At 73.0% G+C, this 16266-nt stretch carries 19 protein-coding genes; 2 read left to right on the top strand and 17 right to left on the bottom strand.

What is annotated here, in order from left to right; all coding sequences use genetic code 11:
- Nucleotides 1-120 precede the first annotated feature (120 nt).
- From groL to ACFW47_RS06740, 4 genes are all read right to left on the bottom strand, one after another.
- The gene (gene groL, locus ACFW47_RS06755; RefSeq protein ID WP_073724986.1) at nucleotides 121-1746 is read right to left on the bottom strand and encodes a chaperonin GroEL; all 1626 of its coding nucleotides are present in this window, start codon (nucleotides 1744-1746) and stop codon (nucleotides 121-123) included.
- 118 nt (nucleotides 1747-1864) lie between these two features.
- On the bottom strand, nucleotides 1865-2173 hold the full coding sequence (groES, locus tag ACFW47_RS06750; RefSeq protein ID WP_019329594.1) for a co-chaperone GroES: 309 nt from the start codon (nucleotides 2171-2173) through the stop codon (nucleotides 1865-1867).
- A gap of 238 nt (nucleotides 2174-2411) precedes the next feature.
- Complete coding sequence (locus tag ACFW47_RS06745; RefSeq protein WP_386305025.1) at nucleotides 2412-3131, bottom strand: polysaccharide deacetylase family protein; 720 nt, start codon at nucleotides 3129-3131, stop codon at nucleotides 2412-2414.
- Nucleotides 3128-3997 (bottom strand): polysaccharide deacetylase family protein, encoded by an 870-nt coding sequence (locus tag ACFW47_RS06740; RefSeq protein ID WP_386281485.1) that lies wholly within the window; start codon nucleotides 3995-3997, stop codon nucleotides 3128-3130. The genes ACFW47_RS06745 and ACFW47_RS06740 overlap by 4 nt, the downstream gene beginning before the upstream one ends.
- Before the next feature lie 54 nt (nucleotides 3998-4051).
- Here ACFW47_RS06740 and ACFW47_RS06735 point away from each other — a divergent pair, with 54 nt between their 5' ends.
- Complete coding sequence (locus ACFW47_RS06735) at nucleotides 4052-5335, top strand: methyltransferase domain-containing protein (RefSeq protein ID WP_386305023.1); 1284 nt, start codon at nucleotides 4052-4054, stop codon at nucleotides 5333-5335.
- On the opposite strand, the gene ACFW47_RS06730 is transcribed toward ACFW47_RS06735, so the two are convergent.
- The 9 genes from ACFW47_RS06730 to tsaB form a co-directional block, all read right to left on the bottom strand.
- Complete coding sequence (locus ACFW47_RS06730) at nucleotides 5332-6591, bottom strand: RNA polymerase sigma factor (protein ID WP_386281489.1); 1260 nt, start codon at nucleotides 6589-6591, stop codon at nucleotides 5332-5334. The two genes, ACFW47_RS06735 and ACFW47_RS06730, sit on opposite strands and share 4 nt — an antisense overlap.
- A 44-nt stretch (nucleotides 6592-6635) precedes the next feature.
- Entirely contained in the window at nucleotides 6636-6992 is a 357-nt protein-coding gene (locus ACFW47_RS06725; protein ID WP_386281491.1) for a YciI family protein, read from the bottom strand.
- 43 nt (nucleotides 6993-7035) lie between these two features.
- Entirely contained in the window at nucleotides 7036-7131 is a 96-nt protein-coding gene (locus ACFW47_RS06720; RefSeq protein ID WP_386281493.1) for a hypothetical protein, read from the bottom strand.
- Nucleotides 7113-8147 (bottom strand): LCP family protein, encoded by a 1035-nt coding sequence (locus ACFW47_RS06715; protein WP_386282136.1) that lies wholly within the window; start codon nucleotides 8145-8147, stop codon nucleotides 7113-7115. The genes ACFW47_RS06720 and ACFW47_RS06715 overlap by 19 nt, the downstream gene beginning before the upstream one ends.
- Nucleotides 8148-8330: 183 nt before the next feature.
- Nucleotides 8331-9383: a LacI family DNA-binding transcriptional regulator gene (locus tag ACFW47_RS06710; RefSeq protein WP_386305022.1), complete on the bottom strand. Its 1053-nt coding sequence runs from the start codon at nucleotides 9381-9383 to the stop codon at nucleotides 8331-8333.
- Between the two features lie 112 nt (nucleotides 9384-9495).
- Entirely contained in the window at nucleotides 9496-9753 is a 258-nt protein-coding gene (locus ACFW47_RS06705; RefSeq protein WP_386281497.1) for a hypothetical protein, read from the bottom strand.
- Nucleotides 9750-10859, bottom strand: coding sequence for a tRNA (adenosine(37)-N6)-threonylcarbamoyltransferase complex transferase subunit TsaD (gene tsaD / locus ACFW47_RS06700; protein ID WP_386281500.1), 1110 nt, complete (start codon nucleotides 10857-10859; stop codon nucleotides 9750-9752). The genes ACFW47_RS06705 and tsaD overlap by 4 nt, the downstream gene beginning before the upstream one ends.
- Nucleotides 10852-11337 (bottom strand): ribosomal protein S18-alanine N-acetyltransferase, encoded by a 486-nt coding sequence (rimI, locus tag ACFW47_RS06695; protein ID WP_386282138.1) that lies wholly within the window; start codon nucleotides 11335-11337, stop codon nucleotides 10852-10854. Before rimI ends, tsaD begins: the two co-directional genes overlap by 8 nt.
- A 47-nt stretch (nucleotides 11338-11384) precedes the next feature.
- Nucleotides 11385-12038 (bottom strand): tRNA (adenosine(37)-N6)-threonylcarbamoyltransferase complex dimerization subunit type 1 TsaB, encoded by a 654-nt coding sequence (gene tsaB, locus ACFW47_RS06690; protein WP_386281503.1) that lies wholly within the window; start codon nucleotides 12036-12038, stop codon nucleotides 11385-11387.
- Between the two features lie 260 nt (nucleotides 12039-12298).
- On the opposite strand from tsaB, the gene ACFW47_RS06685 reads away from it, so the two are divergent.
- Nucleotides 12299-12853, top strand: a complete 555-nt coding sequence (locus ACFW47_RS06685; RefSeq protein WP_386281505.1) for a hypothetical protein — start codon at nucleotides 12299-12301, stop codon at nucleotides 12851-12853.
- A gap of 23 nt (nucleotides 12854-12876) precedes the next feature.
- On the opposite strand, the gene ACFW47_RS06680 is transcribed toward ACFW47_RS06685, so the two are convergent.
- The 4 genes from ACFW47_RS06680 to alr all read right to left on the bottom strand — a co-directional run bounded on the left by ACFW47_RS06680 (nucleotide 12877) and on the right by alr (nucleotide 16186).
- Nucleotides 12877-13038 carry a hypothetical protein gene (locus ACFW47_RS06680; RefSeq protein ID WP_386281508.1) on the bottom strand — a complete coding sequence of 54 codons (162 nt, stop codon included), beginning with the start codon at nucleotides 13036-13038 and terminating at the stop codon, nucleotides 12877-12879.
- 126 nt (nucleotides 13039-13164) lie between these two features.
- Nucleotides 13165-13707, bottom strand: a complete 543-nt coding sequence (gene tsaE, locus ACFW47_RS06675; RefSeq protein ID WP_386281510.1) for a tRNA (adenosine(37)-N6)-threonylcarbamoyltransferase complex ATPase subunit type 1 TsaE — start codon at nucleotides 13705-13707, stop codon at nucleotides 13165-13167.
- Nucleotides 13673-14932: an alpha/beta fold hydrolase gene (locus ACFW47_RS06670; RefSeq protein WP_386281512.1), complete on the bottom strand. Its 1260-nt coding sequence runs from the start codon at nucleotides 14930-14932 to the stop codon at nucleotides 13673-13675. Before ACFW47_RS06670 ends, tsaE begins: the two co-directional genes overlap by 35 nt.
- A gap of 87 nt (nucleotides 14933-15019) precedes the next feature.
- On the bottom strand, nucleotides 15020-16186 hold the full coding sequence (gene alr, locus ACFW47_RS06665; RefSeq protein ID WP_386281514.1) for an alanine racemase: 1167 nt from the start codon (nucleotides 16184-16186) through the stop codon (nucleotides 15020-15022).
- Nucleotides 16187-16266: the final 80 nt, after the last annotated feature.

The following is a 16266-nucleotide window of genomic DNA, read 5'->3' as shown; positions in this document are numbered from 1 at the left end:
CGCCGTTCGGCACACGCTGTGGTCAGCAGCGCTCAGCCGAATCGATCATGACGCTAACAGACGCGCCAACGAAAAGTCCCGGCACCCTGATGGGTGCCGGGACTTCTACGAGCGTGTCGCTCAGTGGGCGTGGCCGTGGCCGTGGCCCGCGGCGGCCGGCTCTTCCTCTTCCTTCTTCTCGACGACCAGGGTCTCGGTCGTCAGGAGGAGGGAGGCGATGGAGGCGGCGTTCTCCAGGGCGGAGCGGGTGACCTTGACCGGGTCGATGACGCCGGCCTTGACCAGGTCGCCGTACTCGCCGGTGGCGGCGTTGAAGCCCTGGCCCTTGTCGAGCTCGGCGACCTTGGAGGTGATGACGTAGCCCTCCAGGCCGGCGTTCTCGGCGATCCAGCGCAGCGGCTCGACGGCGGCCTTGCGGACGACCGCGACACCGGTGGCCTCGTCGCCGGTCTTGCCGAGGTTGCCCTCGAGGACCTTGACGGCGTGGACCAGCGCGGAGCCACCACCGGAGACGATGCCCTCCTCGACCGCGGCGCGGGTCGCGGAGATGGCGTCCTCCAGACGGTGCTTGCGCTCCTTCAGCTCCACCTCGGTGGCGGCGCCGACCTTGATCACGCACACGCCGCCGGCCAGCTTCGCGAGGCGCTCCTGGAGCTTCTCGCGGTCCCAGTCGGAGTCGGTGGACTCGATCTCGGCCTTGATCTGGTTGACGCGGCCCTCGACCTCGTCGCGCTTGCCGGCACCGTCGACGATCGTGGTGTCGTCCTTGGTGACGGTGATGCGGCGGGCGGTGCCGAGCACCTCGAGGCCGACCTGGTCGAGCTTGAGACCGACCTCCTCGGAGATGACGGTGGCGCCGGTGAGGACGGCCATGTCCTGCAGCATCGCCTTGCGGCGGTCGCCGAAGCCGGGGGCCTTGACGGCCACCGCGTTGAAGGTGCCGCGGATCTTGTTGACGACGAGGGTCGACAGGGCCTCGCCCTCGACGTCCTCGGCGATGATCAGCAGCGGCTTGGAGGAGTTGGTCTGGATGACCTTCTCCAGCAGCGGCAGCAGGTCGGTGATGGAGGAGATCTTGCCCTGGTTGATGAGGACGTACGGGTCCTCCAGGACGGCCTCCATGCGCTCCTGGTCCGTCACGAAGTACGGCGACAGGTAACCCTTGTCGAAGGCCATGCCCTCGGTGAAGTCCAGCTCCAGACCGAAGGTGTTGGACTCCTCGACGGTGATGACACCGTCCTTGCCGACCTTGTCCATCGCCTCGGCGATCAGCTCGCCGACCTGCTGGTCCTGGGCGGACAGCGCGGCCACGGCGGCGATGTCGGACTTCTCGTCGATCGGCCGGGCGGTGGCGAGGAGGTCCTCGGACACGGCGGCGACGGCCGCGTCGATGCCCTTCTTCAGCAGCGCCGGGGAGGCGCCGGCGGCGACGTTCTTCAGGCCCTCGCGGACCAGCGCCTGGGCCAGGACGGTGGCGGTGGTGGTGCCGTCACCCGCGATGTCGTTGGTCTTGGTCGCCACCTCCTTCACCAGCTGGGCGCCGAGGTTCTCGTAGGCGTCCTCGATCTCGACCTCACGGGCGATGGTGACGCCGTCGTTGGTGATGGTCGGGGCGCCGAACTTCTTGTCGATGACGACGTTGCGGCCCTTGGGGCCGATCGTCACCTTCACCGTGTCGGCGAGCTTGTTGACGCCGCGCTCGAGGGCGCGACGGGCGTCCTCGTCGAACTTCAGGATCTTCGCCATGGGAGCGTGAGCCCTCTTCCGGAAATCTTGGGGTTATACGGCACTGCGCCCCGGGCGCCCGGCTTTTTATGCTCGCGGGAGCCAGGGGCGCAGCTGAACTGCTGGGTGCTTCGGTGAATTACTTCTCGACGATCGCGAGCACGTCGCGGGCCGAGAGGACGAGGTACTCCTCGCCGTTGTACTTCACCTCGGTGCCGCCGTACTTGCTGTAGAGCACGACGTCGCCGACGCTGACGTCGAGCGGAAGACGGTTGCCGTCCTCGAAGCGGCCCGGGCCCACGGCCAGGACGACGCCCTCCTGGGGCTTCTCCTTGGCGGTGTCCGGAATGACCAGGCCCGAAGCCGTGGTCTGCTCGGCGTCGAGCGGCTGGACCACGATGCGGTCCTCGAGCGGCTTGATGGCAACCTTGGAGCTGGCGGTCGTCACGATCCGACCTCCCCCTTCGGAGATCTCACGGGGTTAACTGTCTGAGGTGGCGACCAGGTCGATCCGTCGTCGCGGGTGCCGGACCTGCCCGTCGCTGTGTTGGCACTCTCCGGTGGGGAGTGCCAGAGCCGAGACTATGACCGCGATTAGCACTCGGTCAAGCGGAGTGCCAATGCCGGCGGCGCGTCGGCGGATTTTCGTGGACGCCGGTCCAGGTGGGTGGCCCGCGTCGGAGGGATCAGAGGTAGTCCCTCAGGTCCGCCACCCTCAGCCCCTGCTCCTCGATCGCCTCCAGCAGAGCTTCCGTGCGGGCGCTCAGGCCGGTGCCCGACGGGTGGTCCGGGTCGACGGCCACGATGTCGCCGGGGTGCAGGCGGTGTTCGCCGCGGGCGTAGGTGAGGCCGCCGTCGGCGTTCAGGGCCACCCGCCACAGGACGACGGCCGCGATGCCGCAGTCGGCGGCGGCGCGGAGGGTCGTGGTGTCGTACCGGCCGTAGGGCGGGCGGAACAGGTGGGGGCGGACGCCGAAGCGGGAGCGGAGCTTGGTCTGCTGGCCGCAGATCTCCGCGCGCTGGCCGGCGTAGGGCAGGCCGCGCAGGGAGCGGTGGTCGAGGGTGTGGTTCTGCAGGCTGGCGCCGACCGAGCGCAGCCGGGCGAAGTGGCCGTAGGCGGGTCCGGCGACGGTGTCGGTGAGGAAGAGCGTGACCGGGAGCCGGTGCTCGCGGACCGTGTCGGCGAAGTGCGGGTCGCGCTCGGCGCTGTCGTCGAAGGTCAGGAAGACGACCGGGTCGGCGGTGCGGACGTGGTCCACGACGGGCGGCAGACGCTGTCCCCGGTCGCTGCCCTGGGCGGGCTCCGCGCCCGCCGGGGGCTGCGCGGGTCCGGCGAACTGGGCGCAGCCGGTGAGCAGTACGGCGGCCAGGGCGGCCCCGGCCGGCCGGAACCGCCCGCGCCTCACAGGTAGTCCTCCAGCCGGGCCACGGCGTATCCCTCGGCGGTGACCTTGTCGAGGAACTCGCGGACCATGTCGCGCATGGTGCCGTCCCAGTCGCCCTCGCCCCGGAAGTGGGTGAGGACGATGTCGCCGGGATGGATCTCCCGGTCCCACTCGCGGTAGTCCCAGTGGTCGGCGAAGACCTCCTCGTTCCAGATGGGGGCGTACTCGATGCCGCAGGCCTTGGCGGCGCGCAGGGTGTCGCGGTTGTAGTTGCCGTAGGGCGGGCGGAAGAGGGTGGGGCGCTTGCCGTAGCGCTTCTCGATCACGTCCTGCATGCCGCAGATCTCGCGCTTCTGCTCGGCGTAGGAGAGGCCGGGCAGGTAGGGGTGGTTGAGGGTGTGGTTGTTGAGGGTGACGCCGCGGTCCTGCATCTCCTTGAAGTAGCCGTAGTCCTCCTTGACCAGGTAGTCGCTGAGGAAGGCGGTGTACGGGATCTTCAGCTCGCTCATCATCCGCAGGAACGCCGGGTCCTTCTCGGCGCCGTCGTCGATGGTGAGGAAGACGATCTTCTCCTTGGTGGGGATCGAGGTGAAGACCGGCGGCAGGTTCTCCTGCCCGTCCACCTCGAAGCCCTTGCGGGCCTTGATCTCCGGCTTCTTCGCGGGGGGCGGCGGGGCGGCCAGCGGGACCTTCTTCAGCTTCCAGCGCTTGGCGGCGGCGACCCGGGCGGCGTGCGCCGCGCCCAGTTTGGACGCGTAGGCGTCCAGCGCGCGGGCCGGGGGCGCCTGGAGGGGCTGCTGGCCGGAGGCGCCGCGCGCCTCGGAGGCATCCTGCGCACAGCCGGAGGCGAGGGCGGCGACGGCGAGGGCCGCGGCGGCGCCGCGCATCCGGCGCCTCGCGGACGGCGCCCGATACGCCCTGAACACCCGGCTCTTATCATTTTGTACGACTGCTCGCATGGTGCGGGATCCTCGCAGTCCCCGGACCCCGAACCCGGCCCGACACCGCACCGGGCGCACACCATCCACCGACTGGCCCACAATGTTCCGGTGAACGACCTCGACGCCCTCCTCGCCCTGCTCACCCCGGAGGGCCGCGCCCTCCTCGACGAGGTGCGCGACACCGAACCGGCACGGGAGCTGGCGGTCGCGACCCGGTTGCGGCGCGCGCACCCCGCGGAGCTGGTGTCGGCGGCGCTCGGACAGGCGCGGCTGCGGCAGCGGGCGGTGGCGAAGTTCGGCGCGGAGGACGCCGGGCGGATGTTCTTCACGCCCAACGGGGTCGAGCAGTCGACGCGGGCGAGCGTCGCGGCGTACCGGGCGGAGTGCCTCCGCGCGGTCGGGGTACGGTCCGTCGCCGACCTGTGCTGCGGGATCGGCGGCGACGCGGTGGCGCTGGCGCGCGCGGGCATCCGGGTGCTGGCGGTCGACCGGGACCCGGCCACGGCCGCGGCGGCCCGTGCCAACGCCGAGGCACTGGGGCTGGGCGACCTGATCGAGGTGCGCGAGGCCGATGTGACGGAGGTGGACACCGCCCCGTACGACGCCGTGTTCGTCGATCCCGCGCGGCGTGGCGGGCGCGGCCGGATCTTCGACCCGGAGGCCTACTCACCGCCGCTGTCCTGGGCCGTCGACGCCGCCCGCAGGGCTCCGCTCGCCGCCGCGCTGAAGGTCGCGCCGGGCATCCCGCACGAGGCGGTGCCCGAGGACGCCGAGGCCGAGTGGATCTCCGACGGCGGGGACGTGAAGGAGGCGGTGCTCTGGTTCGGCACCGTGCCGGGGGCGGTGCGGGCCACGCTGCTGCCGGGGCCCCGCACCCTGCTCGGCACCGGCCTGCCCGACCCGGAGGTCCGCACGCCCGGCCGGTACCTGTACGAGCCGGACGGCGCCGTCATCCGCGCCCATCTGGTCGCCGAGGTCGCCGAGCAGGTCGGCGGCGGGCTCCTGGACGCGACGATCGCGTACGTCACTGCGGACGAACTGCGGCCGACGCCCTACGCCACCGCGTACGAGATCACCGACCGGATGCCCTTCAACGTCAAGAAGCTGAAGGCGCTGCTGCGGGAGCGCCAGGTCGGCACGCTCATGGTGAAGAAGCGGGGCTCGGCGGTCGAGCCGGAGGAGCTGCGCAGGAAGGTCAAGCCGCAGGGGCCGAACGCGGCGACGGTGTTCATGACCCGGGTGGCGGGGGCGCCGACGATGCTGATCGGGCGCCCGGTCCGCTAGGCGGTGTCCGCCTCCTTTGCCCGGTGCGACAGGAGCGCGCGTTCGCGTTCGTTGCGGGCGAGGGACGCGGCGCGTTCGAACTCCGTGCGGGCCTCGGCCCTGCGGCCCAGGCGGAGCAGGAGGTCGCCGCGGACGCTGGGGAGCAGGTGGTAGTCGCGCAGGGCCGGTTCGGCGGCGAGGGCGTCGACGAGGGCGAGGGCGGGGGCCGGGCCCTCGGCCATCGACACGGCGACCGCGCGGTTGAGTTCGACGACCGGTGACGGGGCGCGGGCCGCGAGCAGGCCGTAGAGCGCGGCGATGCGCGGCCAGTCGGTCTCCTCGTAGGTGTGCGCCATCGCGTGGCAGGCGGCGATCGCGGCCTGGAGGGTGTACGGGCCGGGGAGCCCGGCGTCCCCGGTCGCGTGGGCGTGGTCGAGGGCGGTGACGCCGCGGGCGATGAGCATGCGGTTCCAGCGGCGTCGGTTCTGGTCCTTCAGGAGGACCGGTTCCCCGTCGGGGCCGGTGCGGGCGGCGGTGCGGGAGGCCTGGAACTCCAGCAGGGCGGTCAGGCCGTGGACCTCGGGCTCCTTCGGCATCAGCGCGGAGAGTACGCGGGCCAGGCGCAGGGCGTCCTCGCACAGGGCCGGGCGCAGCCAGTGGTCGCCGGCGGTGGCGGCGTAGCCCTCGTTGAAGATCAGGTAGATGACCTCCAGGACCGAACCGAGGCGGGCGGCGCGGTCCGGGCCGCAGGGCACCTCGAAGGCGACGTTCTTGCGGGCCAGGGTGCGCTTGGCGCGCACGATGCGCTGCGCCACCGTCGGTTCCGGGACGAGGAAGGCGCGGGCGATCTCGGGGGTGGTGAGGCCGCCGAGCAGCCGCAGGGTGAGGGCGATGCGGGCCTCGGCGGACAGCACCGGGTGGCAGGCGGTGAAGACCAGGCGCAGCAGGTCGTCGTCGATGTCCTCCGGGTCGGCGGGCTCCTCGGGCGGCGGTGTCGCCGTGGGCAGGTCGCGGCCGATCTCCGCCAGCTTGCGGGCGTAGGTCTCACGGCGCCGGATCAGGTCGACGGCGCGGCGCCGGGCGGTGGCCATGAGCCAGGCGCCCGGGTTGTCGGGCACGCCGTCCCTCGGCCACTGCTCCAGGGCCGCGACCATCGCGTCCTGCGTGAGTTCCTCGGCGATGCCGACGTCCCGGACCAGGCGGGCGACGCCGGCGATGACGCGCGGGGACTCCAGGCGGAAGACCGTCTCGACGGCCTCGGTAGGCTGTTGTTCCACAGCCCACCATGCAACACCCCCGGGCCGTCGGGGCAAAACCGGGCTCAGCCCTCCATCAGCTCCCGCACCTCGCAGGTCACCGTCCAGTGCTCCTCGTGCACCTTGAGGAAGCGCTTGGTCCACTCGACGGCCTCGGCCTTGTCCTTGGCCTGGAGGAGCGAGTAGCCGCCGATGACCTCCTTGGACTCGGTGAACGGCCCGTCGGTGACGGACAGCCGCCCGCCCTCGTAGTGGACGCGGGTGCCCTGGGCGGTCGGGGTCAGCCCTGCGGTGTCGAGCAGCACGCCGGCCTTGGTCATCTCCTCCATCAGCTTCTCCATGCGCCGCACCAGCTCGGGGCTGGGGCCGCCGGAGAGGGCGTCGTTCTCCTCGATGCGGATCAGCGACAGGAAGCGGGGCATGGTGACTCCTCGGGTGGTCCGGGGCCGGGTCCGTCCCGGCCTCTCACCCGTGCGTCGAACGGGCGGGGCGTGGATCGACAGGCGTCCCGGGATTTTCGCCGGTTTTCTTCGGGGCTTCTCTCAGCGGAGCGATTCCCACAGCTCACCGGCGTCCGGCTCCAGGGCCACCACCCGGTTGGCGTCCCAGGGGGCCGGTACGACGGGCATCGTCACGGTGCGTACGTCGTCCGCCGACAGGCCGCCCAGGCTGCGGCCGAGGCCCATCAGCTCGCTCAGCGAGTCCAGGCCGGTGTCGGTGGTGAGGCTGCCGGTGACCGCGTCGGCGACCTGGTAGAGGCGGGTGGGGTCGGTGAGCAGGTCGGTGGTGGAGATCTGCTCCAGCAGCGCCTTCACCAGCTTGTGCTGGAGCTCTATGCGGGCGAGGTCACTGCCGCCCGCCAGGCCGTACCGGGTGCGGGCGAGGCCCAGGGCCTCGGTGCCGTCGAGGTGGTGGGTGCCGGAGTCCAGGTGCAGGTGGCTCTTGTCGTCGTCGATGTCCACGTCCGTGGTGACCGTGACCCCGCCGAGCGCGTCGACCAGGTCGGCGAAGCCGGAGAAGTCGATCTCCATGTAGTGGTCCATGCGGACACCGGTGACCGACTCGACGGTCTTGACCGCGCAGACCGGCCCGCCCACGGCGTAGGCGGTGTTGAACATCGCGCCGCTCGCCTCCGGGGTCGAACCGCCGGACGGCAGAGGGCAGGAGGGGCGGTCGACGAGCGTGTCGCGGGGGATGCTGACGACGGTGGCGGCGGTCCGGCCGGCGTCGAGGTGGACGACCATCGCCGTGTCGGAGCGGGCGCCCTCGCTGTCGCCGCCGCCCAGCTCCCGGTTCTCCTCGCCGCTGCGCGAGTCGGAGCCGAGGACCAGGATGTTGAGGGCGCCGGTGGGCACCGGGGACGCGGAGGGGACGGTGACCGGCCTCGCGGGGCGGTCGTCGCCGAGCGCGCCGTTGATGTCGACGCTTGTGATGTTGTCGTTGAGGTGCCAGTAGGCCCAGCCCGCCGCGCCGGCCCCGAGCAGCAGGGCGCCGGCCAGGGCGAGACCGGCGGCCCGCAGCCCTTTCGAGCGCCCGCTCGGCCTCTGCCGCGCGTCCTGCGCGTCCCGCCCCGCCATGCGTCCGCCCCCGCTCGTGCCGGTGCCGTTCCCGGTTCCGTTCGCGTCCCCACCCGAATGCCCCGTCCTCAGGAACATACGTCTGAATTGTTGAAATCAGGAACATGCGGGACGGCATTCTGCGGGAATTCTCAGACTTCTCAGCCCGCCGAATGTTTCGGGGGAGGCGGGCCCGGCTGGGCGTCAGTCCGTCGAAGGCGCCGCCGTGCTGCTGCGCACTTCCAGGCTGGTGGCCAGTTCCACCCGGGTCGCCGCCGCCGAGCCGTCGTCGCGCCCGAGGTCCAGGACCAGCCGGGCCGCCGCCTCGGCCATCTCCATCAGCGGCTGCCGTACGGTCGTCAGCGGCGGGCCCACCCAGCGCGCCACCGGCAGGTCGTCGAACCCGACCACGCTCAGGTCCTGCGGGATGCGCAGCCCCAGTTCGCGCGCGGCCTCGTACAGTCCGAGCGCCTGGAGGTCGTTGCCGGCGAAGACGGCGGTCGGCCGGTCGGGGCGGCGCAGCAGCTCCAGTCCCTGGCGGTAGCCGGCCTCGTGGTGGAAGTCGCCGGTGACGATCAGGCCGGGGTCCACCGGCAGCCCCGCCGTCTCCAGGGCGGCCCGGTAACCGTCGACGCGGGCGCGGCTGCACATCATCCGGGTGGGTCCGCTGATCGCGCCGATGCGGGTGTGACCGAGGTCGACCAGGTGCCGGGTGGCGGCGAGTCCGCCCTGCCAGTTGGTGGCGCCGATGGACGGCACGTCGGCGCCCGGGTCGCCCGCCGGGTCCATCACCACGAACGGGATCGAGCGGCTGGTGAGCAGGGCCCGCTGGGACTCGTCGAGGCCGGACAGCACGAGGATCACGCCGTGCGGGCGGCGGGCGGCGACCTGGTCGGCCCAGCTCCGGCCGGGAGTGAGGCGTCCCGCGCTCTCGGAGAGCACGACGCTGAGCCCCGTGTCCCGCGCCACGTTCTCCACGCCGCGGATGACCTCCATCGCCCAGGCGCTCTCCAGTTCGTGGAAGACCAGGTCGATCAGGGGCGAGCGGGTCGCCTCGGCCCGCCTGCGCCGGTACCCGTGGGTCCGCAGCAGCTCCTCGACCCGGGACCGGGTCGCGGGCGCGACGTCGGCGCGGCCGTTGAGGACCTTCGAAACAGTCGGCGCCGACACGCCGGCCTCACGCGCGATCTCGGCGAGGGTCGCGGTCTGCGCGGAACGCCTTTGCGTCCGGGTTTCAGCGGGCTGCGGGGATGTCATGGCGGCGATCGTAACCCTGCGGGCCCTCTTGACGTAGCCCTCGGACAGCGATGGAGCATCGGCACATTCGCCATACGACCCGAAACATTCTGCCATTCAAGGAGGGCAGTCGTCAGTCAGCGGCCACCGACTCGAACCGCCACCGGTGCACCGCCCGCGTGACCAGACCGGCGTCCGGTTCCGGCAGTTCCGGCAGTTCGGCGTCGTACGCGGCGTCCCACCAGGTGATGACGAGGACCCGGTCCTGCGGGGCCCGCAGGGTCTCGCGGCGGACCGGGGCGGCGGCGAGCGGCTGCGCCCGCGCCCAGGCGAGCAGCTCCTCGCCCCGGCCGGGCACCGCCCGCGCCTCCCACATCAGCGCGACCGTCACGAGTACAGGTTCTCCTTGCTGACCTCGTGGACGTGGTCGTGGCCGTGGCCGTGCGTGTGCCCGTGCCCGGGCACGTGCGGGTCGGTCACCGGCAGCGAGGAGTCGGCCGACAGGTCCCAGTCGGAGGCGGCCCGATTGCGGGCGACCATCTCGGCGCCGAGGGCGGCCACCATCGCGCCGTTGTCCGTGCACAGCTTGGGGCGCGGCACGCGCAGCCGGATGCCGGCCGCCTCGCAGCGCTCCTGGGCCAGGGCCCGCAGCCGGGAGTTGGCGGCCACGCCGCCGCCGATCATCAGGTGGTCGACGCCCTGGTCCTTGCAGGCCCGCACCGCCTTGCGGGTCAGCACGTCCACGACCGCCTCCTGGAAGGACGCCGACACGTCCCGCACCGGCACCTCCTCCCCCGCCGCCCGCTTGGCCTCGATCCAGCGGGCCACGGCCGTCTTCAGCCCGGAGAAGGAGAAGTCGTACGCCGGGTCGCGCGGACCGGTCAGGCCGCGCGGGAAGGCGATGGCGTCGGGGTCGCCCTCGCGCGCGTACCGGTCGATGACCGGACCGCCGGGGAAGCCCAGGTTCAGCACGCGGGCGATCTTGTCGAAGGCCTCGCCGGCCGCGTCGTCGATGGTGGCGCCCATCGGGCGGACGTCGGAGGTGATGTCCGAGGAGAGCAGGAGGGAGGAGTGGCCGCCGGAGACCAGCAGGGCCATCGTCGGCTCGGGCAGCGGGCCGTGCTCCAGCTGGTCGACGCAGATGTGCGAGGCGAGGTGGTTGACGCCGTAGAGGGGCTTGCCGAGGGCGTAGGCGTACGCCTTCGCCGCCGAGACGCCGACCAGCAGGGCGCCGGCGAGACCGGGTCCGGCGGTGACGGCGATGCCGTCGAGGTCGCGGGCGCTCACCCCCGCTTCCTTCAGGGCGCGGTCGATGGTGGGGACCATCGCCTCCAGGTGGGCGCGGCTGGCCACCTCGGGGACGACGCCGCCGAAGCGGGCGTGCTCGTCGACGCTGGACGCGACGGCGTCGGCCAGCAGGGTGGTGCCCCGGACGACACCGACACCGGTCTCGTCGCAGGAGGTCTCGATCCCCAGGACCAGAGGTTCGTCAGGCATGGTTGTCGGTTCCTCGTTCGGTTCCCGGTACGGAGGTGGAAGGGTCGGTCAGGCGCATCACCAGGGCGTCCACGTTCCCCGGCTGGTAGTAGCCGCGTCTGAAGCCGATGGGCTCGAAGCCGAAGCGCTCGTAGAGGCGCTGGGCGCGGGTGTTGTCGACCCGGCACTCCAGCAGCACCTCGGTGCACTCGAAGGCGGTCGCCGCCCGCAGCAGTTCGGTCAGGAGCCGCGCGCCGAGGCCGGTGCCCCACTGGTCGCGGGCGACGGCGATGGTCTGCACGTCGGCCTGCTCGCCGGAGGTGACCAGGCCCGCGTAGCCGACGACCCGCCCGTCCGTCTCGGCGACCAGGTACCGCCGGGTCGCGCCGGGCCCGCGCGCGTGGGCCAGCTCGGACCAGAACATGCCGCGGGACCAGGCGTCCTCCGGGAACAGCTCCCGTTCCATCAGCAGGACGGGGTCGATGTCCCACCAGCGCATCTCGCGCAGTACGGCGGTGGAGGACCCGGCGGCGGTGGCTGACTCGGTCACTTGGGGGTGACCACCTTGTAGTTCTTGGGGACCTGGGCGTCGGGCCGGCGCAGGTAGAGCGGCCGGGGCGCGGGCAGCTCCTCGCCCGCCGCGAGCTTCTCCGCGGCCAGGCACGCGAGGGCGGCGGCGGACACGTGCTCGGGCTCGTGGGCCTTCGGGAAGGTCTCCGGGTACAGCAGCGCGCCCGCGCCGACGGCCGGGAGTCCGGCGACCTGCTCCGCGATGTCGGCGGGACGGTCGACCGCCGGGTCGGTGAGGCGGGTGCGGGAGTCGGCGTAGCGGGCCCAGTAGACCTCCTTGCGGCGGGCGTCGGTCGCCACCACGAAGGGGCCCTCCAGATCGGCGGCCCAGGCGAGACCGTCCAGTGTGCACACGCCGTGCACGGGGACGCCGAGCGCGAGCCCGAAGGTGTCCGCGGTCATCAGGCCGACGCGCAGCCCGGTGTACGGGCCGGGGCCGGTGCCGGCGACGACGCCGGTGACGGCGTCGAGGCGCAGTCCGGCCTCGGCGAGCACCCGGTCGACGGCGGGCAGCAGCAGCTCACCGTGGCGGCGGGCGTCGACCTGGCTCGACGAGGCGATGACGTCCGTACCGTCGTGCAGCGCGACGGTCACGGCGGGGGTGGCGGTATCCAGAGCGAGCAAGAGCACGCAAACAGCCTACGGCGCCGCGGGGCCCGTGTCGGACGCCCGGCGGGCGGTGCCCGGCGGACGGCGGGGGCAGGCGCCCGGGTCGCACCAGCGGGTCGACACCGACCGCCCCTCCCCCCGTGTCGCGTACCGCGGTCACACGGTCACGTACTGCTACCTTCGCCGGAGACGGACGCACGGGCGCGTACGGACACGCACGCGCCCGCACCCAGCGCACGACAACGCACGACGTACGACGTACGACGACGAGGTGGTCGCCAGTGGCAAGCAGCAGCGCCGGTTTCGTCGCCGGCCTCACGGCGGCGGCGCTCGCGACGATCGGCTTCCTCGCCCACCAGGCCTCGGTCGCCGCCCCGCACGACCTCGGCCGGGCCCACGCGAGCAGCACGCCCGCCCCCGGCGCCTCCAAGGCGCCCCGCGACCGGCACCACCCGGAAGCGCTGCCCGCGGGCACCGGAAGGGGTGAACGGGTGGTGTACTCGGTGGACGACGACCGCGTGTGGCTGGTCGGCGCGGACAACCGGGTCCGGCGCACCTTCAAGGTCACACCCAGCACGGTCGACCCGGCCCCGGGCACCTACGCGGTCACCTCCCGGTCCAACCGGGTCACCGGCTCCGACGGCATCCCGGTCGAGCACGTCGTGCGCTTCACCAGCGTCGACGGCGTGGTCATCGGGTTCAGCGCGGCCGTGGACGGCTCGACGGCGAAACCCGACCCGGGCGAGCGCACCGGCGGGATCCGGGAGACGCGCGCGGACGGCGACGCGATGTGGGAGTTCGCGACGATCGGGCAGCGGGTCGTCGTCGTCCGCTGAGCCCTCCGCCATGCACCGCGGGGTCAGGCGGCCTCGCGGTGCTCCGGTACGGGCGCCCGCAGGGCCTCCGGCTCAGGTGCGCGCGGCGGCGTCGAGACCGCCGCGGCGGCGGCGCAGGACGCGAGCAGGGCCTGCATGGACACAGCGGTGGGCGCGGGCCCCGGCTGCGGCTTGGTCTCCGGCATGGACGCCTCCTGATGGTCGGGGGCGGGCGTAGTTAGGCATGCCTAACTACGAGCTGGATACCATGTGACCACGCGCAAGACCCGGAACGCAATATCTTGCCGACGTCCTGTCGGAACACCGGCGGCTCAGACGGCCAGCGCGCCCAGGTCCGCCGAGGTCCACCGCTCACCGATCCCGGCCAGCGTCACGTGCCGCACCTCGTCGGTGGTGTCGCCGACGGCCCGCTCGATCCGGAGCTGGAGCCGGTCGTCGGTCAGCTCCTCGACCTTGCCCTCGCCCCACTCCACGACGATCACCGACTCCGGCAGCGAGACGTCGAGGTCGAGGTCCTCCATCTCGTCCAGGCCGCCGGAAAGCCGGTAGGCGTCCACGTGGACGAGCGGCGGGCCGTCGCCGAGCGAGGGGTGGACGCGGGCGATCACGAAGGTCGGGGAGGTGACGGCGCCGCGCACGCCCATGCCCTCGCCGAGTCCCCGGGTCAGCGTCGTCTTGCCCGCGCCCAGCTCCCCGCTGAGCATCAGCAGGTCACCGGCGCGCAGCACCTTGGCGAGCCTGCGGCCAAGTTCCCGCATCTGCTCCGGGGAGGTGACGGTGATCTCGACGGCGGGGGCGGAGTCCGAGGATCCGGAGGGGTCAGCCGGGTCCTGGTGAGCTGCTGGTGCTTCCATAGCCATTTACGGTAGCGGCTGCCGGGACGGCACCCGCGCGGGCGAGCAGGTCGGCGAGCCGGTCGGTGACCAGCTCCGGATGCTCCAGCATGACCAGGTGGCCCGCGTCGGGCACGAGCACCAGCTCCGCGTCCGGCAGCAGGCCGGCGATGGCCTCGCTGTGCTCGCTCGGCGTCACCAGGTCCCGCACACCGGCCAGCACGAGCACCGGAAGATCCGCGAAGTGGGCGAGGGCGTCGGTCTTGTCGTGGTCGTTGAAGGCCGGGTAGTACTCGGCGACCACGTCGATCGGCGTCGACTCGATCATCCGCTCGGCGAACCGCGCCACGGCCGGGTCGACGTCCCGGGACGCGAACGAGTATCGCTTGATGATCCCGGCGAACAGGTCCGCCGTCGCCCGCCGCCCCTTCTCCACCAGCTCGGCCCGCTGCCCCAGCGCCCTCAGCACGCCCGGCAGCACCCGCCGCACCGCGTTGACCCCGGCCACGGGCAGCCCGAAGTTCACCTCGCCGAGCCGCCCCGAGGAGGTGCCGACGAGGGCGACGCCGACCACCCGCTCGCGGAACAGGTCGGGGTACGCGTCGGCCAGGGCCATCACGGTCATGCCGCCCATGGAGTGCCCGACCAGCACGATCGGGCCCTCGGGGGCGGCAGCGTCGATCACGGTCTTCAGGTCGCGGCCCAGCTCGTCGATGGTGACCGGCCGGTCGTCCCGCACCTGGGCCACGCCCCGCCCCGACCGGCCGTGGCTGCGCTGGTCCCAGTGGACGGTGCGGACGACGCCCCTCAGGGCCGCCCGCTGGAAGTGCCAGGAATCCTGGTTGAGGCAGTAGCCGTGGCTGAAGACGACGGTCACGGGGGCGGGTGCCTTGCGGCCGAACAGCCGCCGGCGCCGCCGGGTGAGCGCGGTCTCCGTCTCCGGCTCGACGTCGTCGACCTCGTAGTACAGCTCGGTGCCGTCGTCGGCGTACGCCCTGCCGGGGGTGCCGCGCAGCCCGCCGTACGGTCCCGCCGAGTCGAGGGCGACCCGGGCCTTGTGGCGCATGCCGCGGCCGACGGTCAGCCGCTCTATCGCCACGCCGGCCGCGGCGCCCGCCGCGACCACGCCTATCGCGACGCCGGCGATGCCGGTCGCCCGGCGCCAGCCGCCGGCGGCGGCCTCGGTGGCGGCCTCCGTGGCGGAGGCGACGGCCGACGCGACGGCCTCCGCGTTGCTCTCGCTCACGTACACCGCTCCTCTTCGCCGGGCCCGCGGACTGCCGCGCGGACACCCGCTGGTCGTTGACTCACCTGAACGCGCGGACCGTGCGCGTCACTCGTTCACGTAGACGCGCGGAACGCGTGTTCCGATCCGGGTGACGATCTCGTACGCGATGGTGCCGGCCGCCTGCGCCCAGTCCTCGGCGGTGGGCTCGCCGCGGTCGCCGGGGCCGAAGAGCACCGCCTCGGCGCCCGGCTCCGGCCGCTCCCCGCCCAGGTCGACGACGAACTGGTCCATCGCGATCCGCCCCGCGACCGTGCGCCACTTGCCGCCGACCAGGACCGGACCGGCGGACGAGGCGTGGCGCGGAACGCCGTCCGCGTAGCCGAGGGGGACGAGGCCCAGGGTGGTCTCGCCGGGGGTGGTGTAGTGGTGCCCGTAGCTGACGCCGTGGCCGCCGGGGACCTGCTTGACCAGGGCCAGCGAGGCGGACAGCGTCATCACCGGGCGCAGTCCGAAGTCGGCGGGGGCGCCGATCTCGGGGCTGGGCGAGACGCCGTACATCGCGATGCCTGGGCGTACGAGGTCGAAGTGGGTCTCGGGGAGGGTGAGCGTGGCCGGCGAGTTGGCGATGTGCCGCACCTCCGGGCGTACGCCCTCGCGCTCCGCGTACGCCGTCATCTCCCGGAAGCGGGTGAGCTGCGCGGCGATGGAGGGGTGGCCGGGTTCGTCGGCGCAGGCGAAGTGCGACCAGAGGCCGGTGACGCGGAGCAGCCCCTCGCTCTCGGCGCGCAGGGCCTCGCGGACCAGTTCCTCCCAGTCCCCGCCCGGCTGGCAGCCGCCTCGGCCGAGCCCGGTGTCGGCCTTGAGCTGCACCCGCGCGGGCACCGCGGCCCGCCGGGCCGCCGCGACGACCTCCTCGAGGGCCCACATCCCGCTGACGGACACGTCGAGTCCGGCCTCGACGGCCTCCCGCCAGGGCCCGCCCGGCGTCCACAGCCAGCACATGATCCGCACGTCGTGCGGCAGTGCCGGGTCCGCGCGCAGGGCGAGGGCCTCCTGCGGGGTGGCGGTGCCGAGCCAGGTCGCGCCCGCCGCGACGGCCGCGCGGGCGCACGGAAGCGCGCCGTGACCGTAGGCGTCGGCCTTGACCACGGCCATGAGAGCCGCCCCGGGGGCCCGTTCGCGCAGTGCGCGGACATTGGCCCGCAGGGCGGCCAGGTCGATCTCGGCACGGGCCCGCGTCCCCGCGTCCCGCCGAGCAGCTGTCTCACTCATCGTGGCCCCAGTCTCTCAGAGCACCCGGCCCCCGCTTCCGCCACGGACCGCGACCCGGCCTCACTCGCTAGGGTGCCCGG

The sequence above is a fragment of the Streptomyces sp. NPDC058796 genome, assembly GCF_042745235.1.
In the GTDB taxonomy this organism is placed as follows: Bacteria; Actinomycetota; Actinomycetes; order Streptomycetales; family Streptomycetaceae; genus Streptomyces.
Note: the sequence above shows the minus strand (reverse complement) of the source record. Positions and strands in the feature narration are given on the sequence as shown.